This is a genomic window from Paenibacillus lautus (assembly GCF_050482385.1).
Classification (GTDB): Bacteria; Bacillota; Bacilli; order Paenibacillales; family Paenibacillaceae; genus Paenibacillus_AQ; species Paenibacillus_AQ lautus_B.
Map to the genome: position 1 here is coordinate 334,131 of NZ_JBCNHV010000003.1, position 19,288 is coordinate 353,418.

Here is a 19,288-nt window from a genome sequence, read left to right on the forward strand (position 1 = left end):
GATCATGAAATCCAGAAGGTTGATGAATAGAATCAAGCCTGTTGTCATGAGTTTACTCGTATTGATGCTGATATGGACACAACTGATCATTGTGCCTGACTCGGGCTTTGCAGAGGGATCCCATACCGATTTGCATTCAGCCGTTCAGATTGGAGATGGGCAGCAATGGGATGGCGATCCGGAAGCGGGGGGACCCGCTATGAATCAGCCGGACGCAGGCCAGCCCGGCTCCGGTCATGAGGAGGCTTCAGGAGATGGCTCAGGCCATGAAGACACTCCGGGCAGTGGGTCCGAAGAAGGTAAAGCTCCTGTATCCGGCGAAGACGCAAAAGCGCCAGCAGCCGAGGATGCCGTAATCGCAGTGGAGCCAGGCAATCTGGCGGCTGGCAAGAATATGACGGCCAGCTCTTATAACCAGACTTATGTTGCCGGGAATGCCAATGATTCTAACCAGGCCACCTACTGGGAAAGCAGCAACAACGCCTTTCCTCAGTGGCTTCAGGTGGATCTGGGCAGCTCCTACAATGTCAACAAAGTGATATTGAAGCTGCCCGCGAGCGGGTGGGAGACGAGATCTCAGACGTTGACCGTACAAGGCAGCAGCAACGGCTCAACGTTCAACAACCTGTCTTCTTCCGCTGTCTATACATTTAATCCGGCAGACGGCAATAAGGTTACGATCAATCTGACCGCGCAATCGGCGCGATATGTACGGCTGCTCTTCACCGCCAATACAGCCTGGCCAGCCGGTCAGATTTCCGAGTTCGAAGTGTACGGCCAGGCACCGGCCGGGGATACAGAGGCTCCGACTGCCCCGGGCAACCTCGCTTATACTGAGCCAGCTTCAGGCCAGATTAAGCTGACTTGGTCGGCATCAACGGACAATGTCGGTGTATCGGGGTACGATGTTTATGCCAATAATGCGGTGAGAGCAAGCGTAGCCGGAAATGTGCTGACGTATACGGATAATCAGCCTGCAGCCGCCACAGTCAGTTACTATGTGAAGGCCAAAGACGCAGCCGGTAATGTATCTGCCGCCAGTAACACGGTGACCCGCACGGGCAGCGGCGGCGGAGGCACCGGAACCAATCTGGCACTGAACAAACCGATCACGGCTTCCTCGAACGAATACATTTATGCCGCTTCCAATGCCAATGATGGCAGCTTGAGCACGTATTGGGAAGGCGGTGCCAACCGTTATCCGCATACGCTGACCGTCGATTTAGGTTCCAACGCGGACATCTCGTCGGTTGTGCTGAAGCTGAATCCGGATAGCCAGTGGGGAACGCGGACGCAGACGATTCAGGTGCTGGGTCATGATCAGGACAGTACCGCCTTCACAAATCTGGTATCCGCTGCGCAGTATACCTTTAACCCGGTCTCGGGCAATACGGTGACCATTCCGGTTATCGCCAAAGTGAATGCCGTGCAGCTGAGGATCACGGCAAATACGGGTTCATCCGGAGGCCAGATTGCCGAGTTTCAAGTCATCGGCACGCCTGCATCCAATCCGGACTTGACCATTACGGGAATGTCCTGGACACCGGTGAACCCGGTGGAAACCGATAGCATTGTATTAACGGCCGTAGTGAAGAACATCGGGACCCTCTCTTCCGGGGCAACAACCGTCAATTTCTACCATGGCAATACCAAGCTCGGTACTTCGAATGTGGCGGGACTCGCAGCCGATGCTTCGGCTAACGTGACCTTGAATCTCGGTGCCAAGGAGGCGGGAACATATCAACTCACGGCCAAGGTGGATGAGAACAATGCCGTCATGGAGCAGAACGAAGCCAATAACAGCTACACGCATCCGACATCCATGGTCATCAGCCCTGTTCAAAGCTCCGACCTGGTGGCAGCGACAAGCTGGTCACCGGGCAATCCGGCTGCCGGAAACAGTGTGAATTTCACCGTCACGGTGAAGAACCAGGGTACGGCCGCTTCCGCTGGAGGTGCCCACGGCATTAAGGTGACCCTGAGCGATGCGAATACAAACAACGTCATTCAGACCTTTACAGGCACGGTGAATGGCGTCATCGCCAGCGGGGTTTCGGCTCAACCGGTGAACGTAGGCAGCTGGACGGCGGCCAACGGCAAGTACAACGTGAAGACCGAGGTGGCCGTGGATGCCAATGAGCTGCCGGTGAAGCAAGCTAACAACATTGCAACAAGCCCGCTCTTTATCGGACGGGGGGCGAATATGCCTTATGACATGTATGAGGCCGAGGATGCCGTCGTTGGCGGCGGAGCGGCTGTGGTCGGGCCGAACCGCAACATCGGGGATATTGCCGGTGAAGCATCCGGCCGGAAGGCGGTCACACTCCATTCAACAGGCAGCTTCGTAGAGTTCACGGCGAAAGCCAGCACGAATAGCCTGGTTACGCGCTTCTCGATTCCGGATGCGCCTGGCGGCGGAGGGATCGATGCCACGTTGAACGTCTATGTGGATGGTGTCTTTACCAAGACAATCAATCTCACTTCCAAATATGCATGGCTCTATGGCGATGAGGCCAATCCAAGCAACAGCCCGTCTGCAGGAGCACCGCGTCACATATACGACGAGGCCAACATCATGTTTGATACCACCATCCCGAAGGGAAGCAAAATCCGCCTGCAGAAGGACGCAGCCAACACAAGCCAGTACGCCATTGATTTTATCAACCTGGAGCAGGTGACATTAATCCCGAATCCGGACCCGGCTAAATATGTCGTTCCGGCAGGTTTTACGCATCAGGACGTGCAGAATGCTTTGGATAAATTCCGCATGGATACAACGGGGAATCTGGTCGGCGTCTATCTCCCGGCCGGAACCTATCAGACATCGAATAAGTTCCAGGTTTACGGCAAACCGGTGAAAATCGTCGGTGCGGGCCCATGGTTTACCCGCTTTACCGGCCCATCGTCACAGAACAATACCGATATCGGATTTTCCATCAATGCAACGGCGAACGGCTCCACCTTCGCGAACTTTGCATACTTTGGCAATTACACCTCCCGGATCGACGGACCGGGTAAAGTGTTCGATTTCTCGAACGTTGCGAACATGACGATCGATAACATCTGGGTGGAGCACCAAGTGTGCATGTATTGGGGCGCCAATACGGATTACATGAAAATTACCAACTCCCGGATCCGCAACGTGTTTGCTGATGGGATCAACATGACCAACGGCAGCACGAACAATCTCGTGAGCAACATTGAAGCACGGGCAACAGGGGATGACAGCTTTGCTTTGTTCTCCGCGATTGATGCGGGAGGGGCAGACGAGAAGGATAACGTCTACGAGAATCTGACTTCGCTGCTGACCTGGCGTGCGGCGGGCCTTGCGGTATATGGAGGTTACGGCAATACGTTTCGTAATATCTACATTGCGGATACGCTCTGTTATTCCGGCGTCACGATCAGCTCGCTGGATTTCGGATACCCGATGAACGGCTTCGGCGCATCGCCGCCGACCCAATTCGAGAATATCTCGATTGTCCGTGCGGGCGGCCATTTCTGGAACCAGCAGACCTTCCCGGCAATGTGGCTGTTCTCAGCCTCAAAGGTGTTCCAGGGCATTCGGGTAACGGACGTGGACATTATCGATCCGACTTACCACGGCATCATGTTCCAGACCAATTATGTTGGCGGGCAGCCGCAGAACCCGGTCAAGGATACGATCTTTACGAACATTACGATCTCCGGGGCCAAAAAGAGCGGCGACGCATTTGACGCGAAATCAGGCGTAGGGATCTGGGCTAACGAAATGCCGGAACCGAACCAAGGTCCGGCCGTGGGCAGCGTGACCTTTAATAACCTGAAGATCACCGATACCGTAACGCCGATCAAGAATAACACATCGACGTTTACGATTCATGTGAATCCTTAATACTCAAGCTGTGAAGTAAGATCAGCGCGGCTTGCAGAACAAGCAGCTAAGCTAAGGGCAGAGCAGACCCGAATGGTGCATTTGAAGCATGGAACCGCAGGCCGTCCGAACTTTCCGGGCGGCCTGTTCCATGCTCTATCTTAGCTTACGCTTCAGGAAACCTTTTTCTAGATGCACCATAACTGCGGATGGGTGAAACATTACCACACCTTTTTCCTCTCGTAAATCCCCAACAAGAGGTGTTGCGGTGTCATAGAATCGTCGTTCGCGCCATGATATTTGTTACATTGAGTTGATATTCTTTTAAATTCGACAAAATAATACAAACTTCGCTATAGACTATGGCTAAATCATTCCTCTATGATAGATATTAAATAGTTTGGCAAGCTATTCTGAAAGCGCTATCCTCTTCGCTGAACCGAATGATCCTAAGTCTAGGGGGAATCGACCAAACCAGGATATAGCAGAATCTGTTGTTAACTAAATAGTAAGCGTATACATGATATATCGAAGCCCTGGTGAGTGCCGTTAACACAGATTTTACATATCGTTAATACTGTCATGATCTTATCGCTTTATCATAAGAGTGTTCGGTAAAAGGAGGACACGCACTTATGGCAGATCAAAGGAAACGGCGTCTTCCCGTAATCGCTTCGATTACCAAGCTGGAACAGATCGATGCAGCTGTGAACAGCACGGTGGAGCGTGTGAACCTGATGACAGGCGATATCATAAAACTCAGGGATATCGTTAATCGACTTCACTCCTCAGGCAAAAAAGTGTTTGTTCATCTGGAGATGGTAAGCGGCATTGGCCGGGATAATTCGGCTGTGCAGTATTTGGCGGATTCGTACAAGATCGATGGGATTATTACGACGAAGACGAATACGGTATTGGCTTCGCGCCAAGCGGGCATTAGCTCGATACAGCGAGTGTTTGCCATTGATACGACAGCTTTAAGAACCGCAGTGAAAATGATCGGACAAGCCCGCCCGGATGAGGTGGAATTAATGCCGGGACTCATACCCCGCGTGATCCGCGACCTGAAGAAGGAAATTCACTGTCCGCTTATTGTGGGAGGTTTTTTACGAAGCGAGGAAGAAATCGATGAGGCGCTGGCAAATGGTGCAGACCTCGTATCTACAGGAGATACGCGTTTTTGGACGTAAGGTTCCCTGTACGGTTGATGGATTAACTATAATTACATATTTGCTAGGGGTGGAGACGATGAGATAACCCGAGTAGCAGCTACTTTAGCTTTTATAGGAGGTGGTGGCTCTTAGGTTGCGCTCTTTTGACGTCTCTATTTTTGTGCGCTTTTTAAGGGGTAGACGGGTTGATTGGATGGGGGAATCCCCCCATTTTAGGATCCGCGTGCCGTTGAACCGGCCATTTGATGAAGTGGATAGACAGCAGTGATGAAGATGAATGATGAATAGATTCGAGAGGGGATAACAGATCATCTATGAAAAAGAAATCATGGTTGTTAATGTTACTGACCATATTTATGGTTATTACCACGGCTTGCGGAGGCGGCGGTGGAAGTGAAAGTGCCGGAGGAGAGGTTTCGCTCGACGATGTGGAAGCTGCTTCGATGGATATGAAGAATGATACGACGCCTGTCAAAATCCAGTACTGGCATGCCCACGCGGATGCTCAACTGGAAGGCTTGAACTACATGATTGCAGAGTTCCAGAAGAAGTATCCGCATATTACGGTAGAGCCGGTGTTCCAAGGCGGCTATCCTGATCTTCACAAAAAATTATCGGCTGCAGTAGCAGCGAACGATGTGCCGGCCGTTACGAATGTTGAGGTATCTTCACTCGCTAACTTTGCGGACAGCGGCGTTTTTGCCGATCTGGGTCCGTGGATTAAGCGCGACGAAGTGAAGATGGATGATTTCGCTCAAGGTATGCTGAACGCTTATGCCTACAACGGGAAACAGTTTGGATTCCCTCTGATCGTCAGCACCAGCGTATTCGTCTACAACAAAACGATGCTGGACGAGCTGGGCGTAGAGCCTCCTGCGAAATGGGATGAGATCGAGGATTTCAATGCGAAAGTAACGAAAAAGGAAGGCGACAAAACGACGCGTTATGCTTTCTCTGTTCCAGGCTGGGACACATGGTACTATGACCCGTGGAACATTAACGGCGGTGGACAAATTCTGACGGAGGACCTGAGTGCCTCGGCTGTCGAGAATGAGGATTCTCTCCGTTACCTCCAGAATTTCTACAAGTGGCAAAATGACGGCAGCATGCATATGGGCTTCGGTAAAGGGGCCTCCGATAATATGCGTCAAATGTTCCTGAACGGTGAAATCGCGATGGTACAGCATACTTCCGCGATGCTGAAAATGTACCGCGAGAATGCGAACTTCGAGGTTGGCGTATCCTTCATCCCTGGTGATAAAGTACGGACCTCCAACATCGGCGGTGCGGGGATCGTCATGATGGACGGTGCCGAGGATCTGGAGAAGGAAGCGGCGTGGAAATTCATCGAGTTCATGACTTCGGCTGAGCAAAACATTAAGTGGGCTGAATCCGTTGGATACCTGCCGACAAGAAAATCCGCCATTGAGTCTGAGGAAGGCAATCAATATTTCGAAAGATGGCCGCAATACAGAGCGGTATACGAGCACTTTGACGAAGTGACACCGCGCATGCAGCACCCGGCTTACCCTGAATTCAGCGAAGTTTACAAAGAAGTTGTAGGGGAAATGGTGCTGAACAAAAAAGATCCGACACCACTTATGCAGGATGCAGCCAAGAAGATCAACGATATTCTGGCTGACTATGAGTGATGCCTATGGAGACCAATAAACCAATGACAAAGGCGGTGTCCAATCGGGCGACCGCTTCGGTCTCTAAACGGATCTCCCATACGTTGATTGAGAAGTGGAAGGACTTTTCGTTCGCGGTCCCGGCGTTGTTATTCATGGGCGTGTTCCTGTATTATCCTCTGGGTTATTCCGTGTACATCAGCTTTACGAACTGGAATATGACGCGGCCCATGAAGAAGTTCGTGGGCGTCGATAACTACACGCGCTTGCTGTCGAACCCGGATTTCTATCATTCCTTGAAGGTTACGTTCTTGTACACCGTCATGGACGTTGTGTTCACGCTTGTCATCGGGCTGATGCTGGCGCTGCTGCTCAACGTGTCATCCTCACGGTTGTTCGGTTTCATGCGCGGCGTTATCTTCATGCCGTATTATGTCTCGATGGTTGTCGCCGCCATGGTATTTACCTGGATTTACAACGGGCAATATGGGCTGCTGAATTCTATTGTTTCCTGGTTCGGCATGGAACCGGTCGAATGGCTGACCAACCCTTCGACGGCATTGCCGGCGCTGGTCGCCGTTTCGGTCTGGAAGGGTGTCGGCTTTGCGATGATTCTCTTTATTGCGGGCATGCGTGGGATTCCAGCGGAGTATTATGAGGCGGCTTCGATTGATGGAGCCAGCAAGTTCCGGCAGTTCCGCAACATTACGCTGCCGCTCTTGTCGCCTATGACACTGTTTCTTGTCATCACCAGCTTTATCTCTTCTATGCAGGTGTTCCAGTCGATCGATGTTATGACGGACGGCGGTCCGCTTAAGGCAACAAACGCGATTGTGTACTGGATCTATACGATGGCCTTTGATGAATTCAAAACAGGAAGAGCCTCGGCGCTTGTCATGATTCTATTTGTCATCATATTGCTGTTAACATTGGTACAATGGGTGGTCAGCAGGAAGAAGGTGCACTATGAAGGATAATTATATGGCTGGGTCCGCCAAGTACCGAAAGACCATGATGGCGCTCCGTATCATCGGAGCTGTGATCGTGACGCTCGTCATGTTCTTTCCGGTATATTGGCTGCTGATCAGCGCGCTCAAGACGCAGTCTGAGATGCGGATGGCCGTACCTACATTCTGGCCGGAAACCTTTGCCTGGCAGAACTTTGCCGAAGCCTTCCGGGTTATCCCATATGCACGATATTTCGGCAATACGCTGCTCATGGCAGTCGGAACGATTATTCTGCAGCTAAACGTGGCGCTTATGGCGGCGTATGCATTTGCGAAGGGGAAGTTCTGGGGACGGGACGCTCTATTCTTGCTCGTTCTCGCAGCATTGATCGTGCCGGAACAGGTTATTTTCGTTCCGGTATACGTCATGATGTCTAAGCTGGATTGGCTGAATACGTTCTGGGCGCTCATTGTGCCCCACGGGGCTTCCGCCTACGCGATATTCCTGCTCAGGCAGGCGTTCAAATCGATTAACAACGACGTACTGGAAGCGGCGCGAGTGGATGGAGCCGGTCGTTTCTCCATACTGTACAAGCTGTTGTTCCCGATGGCGATGCCAACGATCGTTACCATGGGCGTGTTGATCTTCATCTCGTCCTGGAACTCGTATTTCTGGCCGCTGATCATGACCAACAATAACGACATGCGCGTGCTAACGGTAGGGATTGCGATGCTGAGGGACTCCATTGCCGGAAATGAAGCCATGTTCTTCAATGTCATTATGGCGTCCAGCGTCATGGCGATTATCCCAATCGTGCTGGTCTTTACGGTCATGCAGAAGCATATCGTAGCCGCGATGGCGAATTCGACGTTTAAATAACCGCATAACCGGATGAAGCAGGTATTCTAGACGGTATGGAAACGGTGGGCAAGGATACACCGCCATGCCGTCTCTCTGTTTTCTCCCAAAGGTTATGATCCGCTGCAGACAGCAGGGATCGGAAAGTTTCTGGCGAACAGTCCTATAGAGCTTCAAATGGTATCCCGATTACGTAAGTCAGTCCGTTAACGTACGGTACTGGCCGTGATCGAGGCACAATCGACTTAGATATGGAGGGAATGGCACATGGAAGTACGTGGATTGGCTCATAGAGGGTATCCGCTAAAATACCCGGAGAACACGATGCTGGGCTTTCGGAAAGCGCTGGAGCTTGGCTTCTCGCACCTGGAGCTGGATGTCCAGCTGACGAAGGACGGCGTGCCCGTAGTGATCCATGATCCAACGGTAAACCGGACGACCAACGGAACAGGGGCAATCAATGCCTTCACGCTGGAGGAAATACGCAAGCTGGATGCAGGTTCAGGAGAAGTCATTCCCACGCTGGAGGAAGCTCTGCGCTTTGCCAAGGATCGGATGATCGTTGACATTGAGCTGAAGCAGATGGGGGATACCTACCCCGGCCTGGAACAGAAGGTCATTAACGTGATCAAGGAAACGGGCATGGAGAAGCAGGTATTCCTCACCTCCTTCGATCATTATTCCATTGAACGAGCACGTTCACTGGATCCTGACATCGAGCTGGGCCTGGTGATATATGGAGCTACGCCGTCGGTGTTCCCTTACCTGGAAGCGATAGGCGCTCGTTATGTGTCCGTCAAATACGTGTACGTGACCCCTTCATTTATGGAGGAAGCGCGCAAGCGGGGGGTTCAGCTTATTGTCTGGACGCCAGATGATGAGGCTGTACTGGCATCTCTTGCCCAATACCCTGAGCTCTTGATCGTTACGAACAATCTGGAGGGCTGGTCCAGAGTATACAAGGAGAAGATTGCGCTGAACGCGTAATGGGCTCACGGAACGGACGTGCGTGAATACTAAAATCGAAGGATCTGTCCTAAGTTGCGGCATAGGGCGGATCCTTTTTTTGTGAAGAACATAATTGCCCGTAATTCTATGTGTCTCCACAGCATGATCCGGCGGGTTCGTACCATGGACGGCATCCGTTTTTCTTTTATTGAAAATTCAATGAAAATTTTCAGTTGACCTGCGGACAATTGTCCGTTACAATAAAAAACGCATTACCGGACAATTGTCCGTGTATACAGAGATAAGGGAGGATAAGCTCTTGGATATGGGAGTGGGGCCAAGTTCGGCCAAGATTGATTTAAGCAAAATTAAGAGAGGGCCGATTGTTGCCGCACTGATTATTGGCGCGTTCGTTTCCATCTTGAATGAGACACTGCTGAACATCGCTTTCCCAAGCTTGATGGAGCAGTTTGGTATTGGCGAGTCGACGGTGCAGTGGCTTTCAACATCCTATATGCTGGTTGTCGGTATTTTGGTTCCAGTCACGGCGCTGCTGCAGCTGTGGTTCACGACAAGACAGATGTTTATAGGCGCCATGACGCTATTTCTTATAGGTACGATTATCTGCGGCTTTTCACCAGTATTTGGGGTGCTGCTGGTAGGGCGTATCCTGCAAGCGATCGGAACAGGGCTTATGCTGCCGGTTCTGATGAACACGATACTAAGTATTTATCCGCCTCAGAATCGCGGAGCCGCCATGGGGATGATCGGTCTTGTGATCATGACGGCCCCGGCGATCGGACCGACGCTGTCCGGCTTGATCGTAGACGCGCTGAACTGGCGCTGGTTGTTCTATCTGGTCATTCCACTGGCTGCGTTCGCCATCGTATTTGCTGCGGTCTTCCTTAAGAACGTATCAATACTGACCAAGCCGAAGGTCGATTATATCTCGATTATTCTGTCTACTATCGGTTTTGGGGGTATCGTATATGGATTCAGCAGTGCCGGAGAAGGCACTTGGTCTGATCCGAAGGTAGTATGGTGCATTACGGCAGGGGCTATCAGTTTGCTGCTCTTCGTATGGCGTCAACTGAAGATGAAGGAACCGATGCTGGATCTGCGTACCTTCAAATTCCCGATGTTCTCACTCGTGACCGTACTGATGCTGGTGCTGATGATGAGTATGTTCTCCACCATGATCATGCTGCCATTGTTCCTGCAAAACGCACTGGGCTTAACTGCGCTTGCGGCAGGCCTGGTCATGATGCCAGGCGGTATCATCAACGGATTGATGGCGCCGATTACAGGAAAGCTGTTCGATAAATTCGGACCGAGAGTTCTGATTATCCCTGGTCTTACTCTCTTGAGTATTGCTATTTTGCTATTCTCACGCATTGACTCTTCATGGACCGGTGGTTATGTCATCTTCCTTCATGTTATGATGATGATAGGGATTTCGATGGTTATGATGCCGGCCCAGACTACAGCCTTGAATCAGCTGCCGCGCTTGCTGTATCCGCATGGAACAGCCATCATGAATACACTGCAGCAGGTAGCAGGAGCCGTAGGTATGGCGCTCTTTATCAGCATCATGACAGCAGGTGCTAAAAATTACGTTGAAACAACCGGGGATCTCAATCCGGTAGAGAGCATGGTTGCCGGTCTTCATAATGCTTTTGTAATCGGACTTGTTCTTGCAATCATCGCTTTAGTACTGGGCTTATTTGTTAAACGTACAACTTCACCCGTTGAAGAAGAACAGTCTGCCGCATAAGGTTCCCGTGTGTTCAAATTAGAAAGGGATGCGTGCATTGCCGAAAGAGAATGACGAGTTGGGTCAAAAGATTTTGGATACGGCTCAGGCTTTATTTAATAAATACGGAGTCGAGGACGTCTCCATGCATCAAGTGGCGAAAACGGCCGGGATCGGGCAAGGCACCTTGTACCGCCGTTACCCCAGCAAGAGCAAGATTTGCTTCACGCTGATGGAAGCCAAGATCGATCGGTTTATGGAGGGGCTGGACGTTTACCTTCAGAGCAGTGAGGGTGAACCGGTGGCTCATCGGCTGCGTACGGTAATGACGAAGGTCATTCTGCATTTCAATGAAGATTTGGAGTGGCTAAGGGTGATGCTGACCTCTGACCGACTGGAGGACACCAAGAACATTATGTGCGAGAACCCGCCCTTCACGTTCTTGCGATTACAGATCAAGCGCCTGCTGGAGCGTGCGGCAGAGCAGGGAGTACTGATGCCGCTTGACCCTCAGTTTACCTCTGTGATGCTCGCATCTCTGCCGCGCGCGGATATCATTCTGTACATGCGTGATATGGGGTACAGCGCGGAGCAGATTGCGGAGGAATATTGCAGAAGCTTTGTTGACCCGCTGTTTATCCATCGCTAAGTCAGATAAAGAGGCCGTTTTGGGAGACTTGATAAGTCTATCCCGGAACGGCCTTTTTCGCGTATTATTGGCACGTTTACTTATCATTTCATTGCAACATTTGGCAATTACGCCCCGTCAGTATAGTTGTACATGATAATTTAAGGCACCTAGAAAGGATGATGAACATGAACAAACAATGGAAGAAGCAAGCAGCGGCATTGATGGTTGCGGCCATCGCTGTCTCCGGTGGCGCAGCGGCTTATGCAGCACCCCAGGCTGGAGGCAGCCAGGAACAACAACCGGTCGTGATATCGGCTGTAATTGATTATGGAGTTCTGGTTAACGGTAAGGAAGTGGCCGGTGCCGGTTATATGAACGCCGATGCGAAGCAGGTCATGATCCCGCTGCGGAGCGTATCCGAGGCGCTCGGATTTGAACTGGGCTGGAATCAACAGGACCGCTCCGCGGAGCTGACTAAACCAGGATCCCCGATCTGGACCCTCGTGCAAACGGGCAAAGACCAGTATACGGTTAACAAAATGTACAAGTCCCTCGGCGCTGCGCCGGTAATTGTGAAGGGCACGCTCTATGTCCCGGCTAATTTCTTCAGCGAAGTGCTCCAAGCTAACGTATCGGTCGATGGCACGAAAGTGAGCATCTTGTCTGAAGAAGATGTTAAGAAGGAAACCGTGAGTGGTACAATCAGTGAAATTATGAATAATGAAGATCGTAAAGCCGTTCACATTAACGGCACGGGAACCGAAGGAATCGTTCTGAATGTGGATGAGAGCACCATCATCCGCGATGCGGAAGGCAAGAAGATCGAGTTTAAGGATCTTGCGAAAGGGATGGAGATTGAAGCCGTTCACAGCTTGGCGATGACGGCGAGCTTACCTCCTCAGACCCACGCTTTTGAAATCAGCGTTAAATTGGACAAGGAAGAGGCGGAGCAGCTCGCTACAGCTGGCGCCATCTCGGACATCAATGCCGATGGCGGCAATCTACGCGTAACGATTAAGGGTAAAGGATTAACGGAACAATCGCCGAATGAAGTCGTTCTGAATTTGACGCCTGAGACGGTTCTCGTGAATAAAGACGGTAAAACCTTGAAAACGAGCGAATTGACTGACGATGCGGAAATTATCGGATACTACAGCCCGGTACTGACCAAGAGTCTGCCGCCAATCGGCAATGCGATCAAAATCGTTCTACAATAAGTCATGAACACAAACAAGCCTGGCGGCAGCGCCAGGCTTGTTTTCGGATCATTAATGATACAGGGGAGGGATCGGGATCTCCTTATCGTAGACGGTGATATTTAAACGCTTCTGTTCATCGAGTGAAGCGAAGAACACCTGATCGAGCTTGATTCCCCGCTCATCCAGCTGAGTCTCCAGCCATTTCCCGGTAAGGTTTAATTTTTGGAGGGTGATGGTCTGAATGCGTCCTTCTTTGACGACGGCGTAAGACAGCCCGGAATTCGGCCGTTTTAACTTCAGGTCCTCCAGCGTGACGGCGGTTTTCTCCATCTTTTTTAGTATGGATAAGACGCCACTCGGTTCCAGTACCGCCATATCGACTTCCGCTATGTCAAATATTTGATCCTCGCGAAGCATTTGCAAAATGTTATCGATGGAGTATCGGGCTTTTTTCAAATTCGGATAAATGAACTGCCCGTCTTTAACGACAATCATCGGTTCGAACGTAATCCACTTGCCGATGCGCCGGCTCTTCACATGAAGGACAGAGGCTATCTTCTGTAATACGCCGATGGCGACGATCGCGAAGGCGGTATGGATATGTTCGATTTTTGGATCTGCGATGTCTGCTCCGATCACGGAACCGAGCGACAGGATGATGATGTAGTCAAAAACGGGAAGCTCGCCGATGGAGCGGCGGCCCATGAATAAGGTAACGCCCAAGAGCAGCGGGTAGATGGTATAAATTCTCCCAAGCACTAACAGAAGATCTTTGAGGAGTTCCATGGCACAGACCCTTTCTGGAAATTTTACGGTCTTCATTAGAAGGGTTGGCCGATGCCCTGAAAAATATGTATGCTCATCCAATTCTATGATCCCATCGTGGCTATTGTCCGGTTCCGTAGGCGTAATCAACTTAGCCTTCGCATGGGCAGGTATATTCGCGCCATCCGCAGAATACTGTACAACAAAATCGTCCATGACGGATGGAGGGAAACGGATGAAGCGCAGTTGGGTGAATTCGCCGTATTCATTTTCGCTTGGCATGTTTGCCATGATGGTCCCGAGCCAGGCGTTCAGCTCCTTTTACATCTTTTTCTACGTGGATACATTGGGTCTTGGCATAGGGCTCGCATCCCTGGCACGAACCGTATTTCTGATCTGGGATGCGGTTAACAATCCGCTCATGGGGTATTGGTCCGATCGAACCAAGACCCGGCTGGGACGGCGCAGGCCGTGGGTGTTCGGCGCCATTCCGCTGTTCATGCTGACCTTCGTGCTGGTGTTCTCGCCGCCGGAAGGATTGTCTGAGAACGGACTGTTCATGTGGTTCTTGGTTGCCCTTATCCTGTATGAAGCGGTAGCAACCGTATTATGGGTCAATTATGGAGCGCTGTTCCCCGAGCTGTTCCGCGGAGACCGCATCCGGGCGAAGGCCTCGGCCATCCAACAGGGCTACCAGGTCGTGGCGCTATTGATCGGTACCGCGTTGACCCCGATTATTTATGACGCCATGGGATTTTCGAATATGGCGATTCTGTACGCGCTGCTGTTCGGCGTGTTCATGTTCCTCTGCATGATGAGCGTCCGAGAGCAGGAGGTGTACACCGCAAGCGAGCCGCTCAAGCTTGTCCAAGCGTTCCGCGAAACCTTGCGCAATAAGAAGTTTTGGGTGTTTAACATCTCCAATTCATTTGCCCAGACGGTAAATGGGCTGATAAGCTCCACGATCCCATTTTATGCAAAATACGTGCTCAGCATCCCTGACAATCAAGTATCCATTCTGCTGGCAGCGGTGTTTGTATCGGTCATTCCACTGGTGTTCGTCTGGTATTGGATGATCCGAAGAATGGATGGTGTGAGAGCATGGCGGTTATCGCTCGGCGTGTATGGCCTTTCGGTCATTCCGCTCTGGTTTGGTTACGATCTGATCAGCGGGATTCTGGCAGGCATCGGCGTTGGGTTCGGTCTGGCGGGATTTCTGGTAACGCCGGCCATGGTTAGCGGCAACATCATCGATGAGGATGCGGAGCGGACCGGGCTGCGCAGAGAGGGGATCTATACGGCTGTCAGCGGATTTATTACGCGTTCCAGCGGATTGATCTCTGCTCTGGCATTTTTTGTGGTAGGCATAATATTTGGGTATGAAAGCGGTGACAATCCGGGAAGCGATCCGGAATCGACCTTCAGGTATTTGATCAGCGTCGTTCCATTGTGCTTGCTGGCAATTTCCTTTCTGTTATCGTTTGCAACAAAAATCGAATTTTCAAAAACCATAGGAGGCGGACACGACCATGGAGCGAAGACTGATCATCAACTGTGACGATTTCGGGCAAAGCAAGGCCATGAATAAGGCGATCCGCCATCTGCTGGAGGAGAACAAAGTCTCCTCGGCAACCATCATGACCGTGGCTCCCGGCTTTGAAGAGGCGGCCTCCTGGGCCGCGCGCCGACGACAACCGAACGTGGGGCTGCATCTGACCTTGACGAGCGAATTCGAGGCTTTGCGATGGAGCAGCTTGACCGGGCATCCTTCCCTGCATGACGACAGCGGCAAACAATACCGGACCGTTCAGGAGTTCGAACGTGGGGCGGAGACGGGTGCCGTGTTAAAAGAACTGGAGGCACAGTACCGGCTGGCGAGCAAGGCCGGCATCCGCATCAGCCATGTGGATAATCACATGGGCAGCCTGTACGGGATGGAATCGGGGCGAAGCCTCATTCCGCAGATGCTGTGGAAGACTTCGCGTTGGCGCCTCCCCGCACGACTGTTCCGCTATATCTACCCGGAGGATCCGCTGCTCAGCTCGCTCCCGAATATCGAGCGTCCGGTTGCACTCGCTTCAGGCCTTGCTGACACGTTTGGCGTGCCGATCCCAGATTATCTGCTCTCGCATCCGTTTCCTGTTGTCGAGGGGGAGACCTACGAGAGCTTCAAGCAATCGCTCATCGATAAGCTGTACAGACTCCCTGAAGGAGTCAGTGAAACCTATGTCCATCCCGGAGCGGAGAATGAATGGATGCTGGCGAATGTTCCGCATTGGGAGAAGCGGGTATGGGAGTATCGCCTGCTGTTCGATGACGATTTTGCTTACGGACTGCGGGATGCCAAGGTGATTCTGACGGATTACCGTTATGTGGAGGAACATTTGAAGAGGCCCCGCGTGCGCTCGGCCGTGAAGCTGATGAAGGTCATGACGAAAAAATCGTGATATAGGTCTATACAGAAGAACAACCCCTGCCGCGGCACCGGCAAGGGTTGTTTGTGCTTTAAGTAGGATAGGCATCCACCGGCATATGCTGCTCGGTATAACGTTACTTCGCTTCAGCTTCCAGCTTGGCGATCTGTTCCTTGTATTGGTCCAGCAATTTCGTCAGTGCCTTTTTGATAGAGTCGGAGTCCTTGGAATCCACGGCTTTGAAAAGGTCGATTCTGGCATGGATGAACGCCAGATCCTCATCACTGATCTTCACTTCCAAACTTTCTGCATCACTGATCTTCACTGCCTTCAAACTGGCTGTCTCGCCATGGATCACGTCGTGTTTCCCGTCGCCGGCGTCGGTTTTCACGGCTTCCGTTACTTTGATAGCTGTACCTTCCAGAGGGGCAAGCTCCTTGATCGCTTTGAATTCCTTGATATCCCCGCTGTCCATGACTCCCTTGATATCTGCAGCCGGAGTAGCCATCACGGCAATTGCAATTCCGAATTCGCCATCTCCCGTAACCGGCTGTGCATCTCCGTTATTTGCATTGACAGCAGCAGCCTCCGAGAACAAGAAGGTTCCCTCGGCTCCGGCAAGCTTGCCGTACTTCTCCAGCGTTTCCTTCCAGTCCTGAACCGTTTCCGGGGCGTATTTCTCAGCCACTTCCAACGGATTCGGCATAACGGAAATCGTTGCCGTGGTGGCAACGGGGGCGCTTTTACCTGTTTGGTTCGGTGCATCGCTTGGGGTCTCGGCACCCGAGGCATGGACTGGAAGAGCTGCTGTTCCAAGAAGGGCAGCGGAAAGGGCGAGCTTGCCAAATAGTTTGTGTTTCATCGTATAACACTCCTTATCAGTTTGGTTTGTCTTACAGTACCCAGTGTACGAGTCAGCATTGGCAGAACATTGGTGTATTTGTGGAAAAACAATGGCATTCCCCATTCGCTTCGTGCCGCTTGGTATACTGAGAGGAGATTAAGCTCGGAGGTACTTATATGAACCAATCCTATCTCATCGCCGTTGTGGATGATGATCAGCATATTCGAAATTTGGTGGAAGCTTATTTGCGTAAGGAAGGCTACCGGACGGTGGGCCTTGGCACGGCGGAGGAAGGCTGGGAGATGTGGAGAACGAACCCGCCGGATATGTGGGTGCTAGATATTATGCTGCCCGGCATGGACGGCTTCGAATTGTGCCGGCGGATCCGAGCGGAAGCCGAGGTCCCGATCATCATGATCTCTGCCAAGGACAGCGAAGTGGATAAAATATTGGGGCTTGAGCTGGGAAGCGATGACTACATGGTCAAGCCGTTCAGTCCCCGTGAGTTGGTTGCCCGAATCAAACGGCAGCTAAATCGATGGTACAAATTCAATCATGTGGAGAGTCCCCCTCGGCTTGCGGCGGCTTCCCCGGAGCTTTGCAATGGGCGGCTTCAGTTAATGCTGGAGGAGCGGCGCGTGTTCTGGAACGGGGGAGAAGTGGATATGACCAACAAAGAATTCGAGATGCTGAAAGTGTTTGCCGAGCATCCGAACCGTGCGTTTACCAGAGACGAACTGCTGACCTCCGTATGGGGGGACGACTATTTTGGAAGCGACCGCGCGGTCGACCATCTCATCAAACGGCTGCGCAAGAAAGTGGAGCAGCTGCCGATCGAGGCGATATGGGGACATGGATACCGAATGAGAGTGGATGGGGAGGGATCATCGATATGAAGCTGGTGCATCAGATCAATCTTGCTTTTGCCTTATCGTTAATACTCGTGCTTTCCGTTACGGCTGTCGTCATTCATTACGTCCTGCTGGATCACTTTATCGGTACGCAAAGAAAGGACATGCAGTCCATTGGTGCCGAACTATCGGCAAAGCTGGAGACGGCCGCCGCACAGAGTCTTCCAATCGATAGCACGCCGATCGTTGTCAGCGGCTATGCTGCTTCCCGGATTGCGGATGTGGAAGTCATTATTCAAGATGCACAAGGAAATGTGGTAGCTCCGATGTTAGCTGTTCCTACTTATCCGTATAGTGAGGTTGCGCAGGTCCTGCCGGACTATCCGATGACATCCTTCCAATCTGCCATCAAGAATGATACGTATCTCACAGAGGTCACGGCAGTTCCCCAAGGAACGGTAACGCTGATTACTCCAATCAGCAAGATCAAGGCGATTGAGCAGGCGCTGATGGGGCGTTTGATGCTCGTATTTGCTGTGGGGGGCGTAATTATGGTTATCTTAAGCTTGTTCATCACCAAGAGATTGATTAAGCCGCTCATGCTGCTGCGGGAGGAATTGAAGAAGGTGAAAGAGCGCCAGTTCTCCGAAGTTCAGCGGGTGTCGGCAAGCGGAGAAATCGGCATAGTGGCAGAGTCTGTGTACGAAATGGCGGGTGAACTGGAGCGGTACAATCATGTGCAGAAGCAATTCTTCCAGAACGCATCCCACGAGCTGAAGTCGCCGCTCATGTCCATCTCCGGATATGCGGAGGGAATTCGGGACGGAGTATTCGAAGGGGAAGAGATCCGCAAAGGGCTGGATATCATTATGAGTGAGAGCAGCCGCATGAAGAATATCGTAACGGATATGACGCTGCTCGCGAAGCTGGACAGCGAGGATGATATATTTAAGGCAACGGCGGTCAATTTGAAGGAGCTCGTGGAGGAAACGATCGAAAGAGTCAATCCGGTCTTGGTAAAAAAAGGATTGTTCGTGCATCCTGCCTACGGCGATAACGAATCGTTAATGGTGTATGCTGACCGGGATAAGCTGCTGCAGGCGCTCCTGAACATCGTATCGAATGGAGCAAGGCACGCGAGCAAGCATATATACATTCAAGCCGGTATCCAAAATGGCCGGGTATTGCTCACCGTTTCCGATGATGGTGAAGGCATATCCGAGGAGCTTCTTCCGTATTTGTTCCACCGGTTTGTGAAGGGCAAGAATGGGGAGTCCGGTCTGGGTCTGGCTATTGCCCGCGCCATTGTGGAACGCTGCGGAGGTCTGATCACGGCAGGGAATCGCACAGAGGGTGGGGCCGTCATCTCGGTAGGATTCCCTCCGTATAGGAAGACCAGCATGGTCTAATTCATGTGTGCC

Annotated in this window: 15 protein-coding genes; 13 read left to right on the forward strand and 2 right to left on the reverse strand. The window is 51.7% G+C overall.

From position 1 onward, the window contains the following. Positions 1-4 precede the first annotated feature (4 nt). From ABEW73_RS06880 to ABEW73_RS06920, 9 genes are all read left to right on the forward strand, one after another. A complete protein-coding gene (locus ABEW73_RS06880) occupies positions 5-3,874 on the forward strand; it encodes a discoidin domain-containing protein (RefSeq protein WP_430162767.1) in 3,870 nt (1,289 codons plus the stop codon). Between the two features lie 614 nt (positions 3,875-4,488). Beyond that, on the forward strand, positions 4,489-5,043 hold the full coding sequence (locus ABEW73_RS06885) for a glycerol-3-phosphate responsive antiterminator (RefSeq protein ID WP_430162769.1): 555 nt from the start codon (positions 4,489-4,491) through the stop codon (positions 5,041-5,043). Between the two features lie 296 nt (positions 5,044-5,339). Then, a complete protein-coding gene (locus ABEW73_RS06890; protein WP_430162772.1) occupies positions 5,340-6,677 on the forward strand; it encodes an ABC transporter substrate-binding protein in 1,338 nt (445 codons plus the stop codon). After that, on the forward strand, positions 6,677-7,633 hold the full coding sequence (locus ABEW73_RS06895; RefSeq protein WP_430162775.1) for a carbohydrate ABC transporter permease: 957 nt from the start codon (positions 6,677-6,679) through the stop codon (positions 7,631-7,633). The genes ABEW73_RS06890 and ABEW73_RS06895 overlap by 1 nt, the downstream gene beginning before the upstream one ends. Continuing rightward, positions 7,623-8,483 carry a carbohydrate ABC transporter permease gene (locus tag ABEW73_RS06900; RefSeq protein WP_430162777.1) on the forward strand — a complete coding sequence of 287 codons (861 nt, stop codon included), beginning with the start codon at positions 7,623-7,625 and terminating at the stop codon, positions 8,481-8,483. Before ABEW73_RS06895 ends, ABEW73_RS06900 begins: the two co-directional genes overlap by 11 nt. Before the next feature lie 246 nt (positions 8,484-8,729). Further along, the gene (locus tag ABEW73_RS06905; protein ID WP_430162780.1) at positions 8,730-9,449 is read left to right on the forward strand and encodes a glycerophosphodiester phosphodiesterase; all 720 of its coding nucleotides are present in this window, start codon (positions 8,730-8,732) and stop codon (positions 9,447-9,449) included. Between the two features lie 286 nt (positions 9,450-9,735). Further along, positions 9,736-11,184 carry an MDR family MFS transporter gene (locus ABEW73_RS06910; RefSeq protein WP_430163052.1) on the forward strand — a complete coding sequence of 483 codons (1,449 nt, stop codon included), beginning with the start codon at positions 9,736-9,738 and terminating at the stop codon, positions 11,182-11,184. A 28-nt stretch (positions 11,185-11,212) separates the two neighbouring features. After that, positions 11,213-11,812 (forward strand): TetR/AcrR family transcriptional regulator, encoded by a 600-nt coding sequence (locus tag ABEW73_RS06915; RefSeq protein WP_430162783.1) that lies wholly within the window; start codon positions 11,213-11,215, stop codon positions 11,810-11,812. A 167-nt stretch (positions 11,813-11,979) separates the two neighbouring features. Further along, positions 11,980-13,011 (forward strand): copper amine oxidase N-terminal domain-containing protein, encoded by a 1,032-nt coding sequence (locus ABEW73_RS06920; RefSeq protein ID WP_430162786.1) that lies wholly within the window; start codon positions 11,980-11,982, stop codon positions 13,009-13,011. Between the two features lie 51 nt (positions 13,012-13,062). On the opposite strand, the gene ABEW73_RS06925 is transcribed toward ABEW73_RS06920, so the two are convergent. Next, the gene (locus ABEW73_RS06925; protein WP_430162789.1) at positions 13,063-13,779 is read right to left on the reverse strand and encodes a DUF421 domain-containing protein; all 717 of its coding nucleotides are present in this window, start codon (positions 13,777-13,779) and stop codon (positions 13,063-13,065) included. A gap of 214 nt (positions 13,780-13,993) precedes the next feature. Between ABEW73_RS06925 and ABEW73_RS06930 the strand changes: the two genes are divergently transcribed. Both ABEW73_RS06930 and ABEW73_RS06935 read left to right on the forward strand, forming a co-directional pair. Then, positions 13,994-15,316, forward strand: coding sequence for an MFS transporter (locus ABEW73_RS06930; RefSeq protein ID WP_430162791.1), 1,323 nt, complete (start codon positions 13,994-13,996; stop codon positions 15,314-15,316). After that, entirely contained in the window at positions 15,288-16,205 is a 918-nt protein-coding gene (locus ABEW73_RS06935) for a polysaccharide deacetylase family protein (protein ID WP_430162794.1), read from the forward strand. Before ABEW73_RS06930 ends, ABEW73_RS06935 begins: the two co-directional genes overlap by 29 nt. A gap of 103 nt (positions 16,206-16,308) precedes the next feature. Here ABEW73_RS06935 and ABEW73_RS06940 read toward each other — a convergent pair whose 3' ends face one another. Then, complete coding sequence (locus tag ABEW73_RS06940; RefSeq protein WP_430162797.1) at positions 16,309-17,034, reverse strand: hypothetical protein; 726 nt, start codon at positions 17,032-17,034, stop codon at positions 16,309-16,311. 158 nt (positions 17,035-17,192) lie between these two features. Here ABEW73_RS06940 and ABEW73_RS06945 point away from each other — a divergent pair, with 158 nt between their 5' ends. Further along, entirely contained in the window at positions 17,193-17,912 is a 720-nt protein-coding gene (locus tag ABEW73_RS06945) for a response regulator transcription factor (RefSeq protein WP_430162799.1), read from the forward strand. Then, on the forward strand, positions 17,909-19,276 hold the full coding sequence (locus ABEW73_RS06950; RefSeq protein ID WP_430162802.1) for an ATP-binding protein: 1,368 nt from the start codon (positions 17,909-17,911) through the stop codon (positions 19,274-19,276). Before ABEW73_RS06945 ends, ABEW73_RS06950 begins: the two co-directional genes overlap by 4 nt. Positions 19,277-19,288 lie beyond the last annotated feature (12 nt).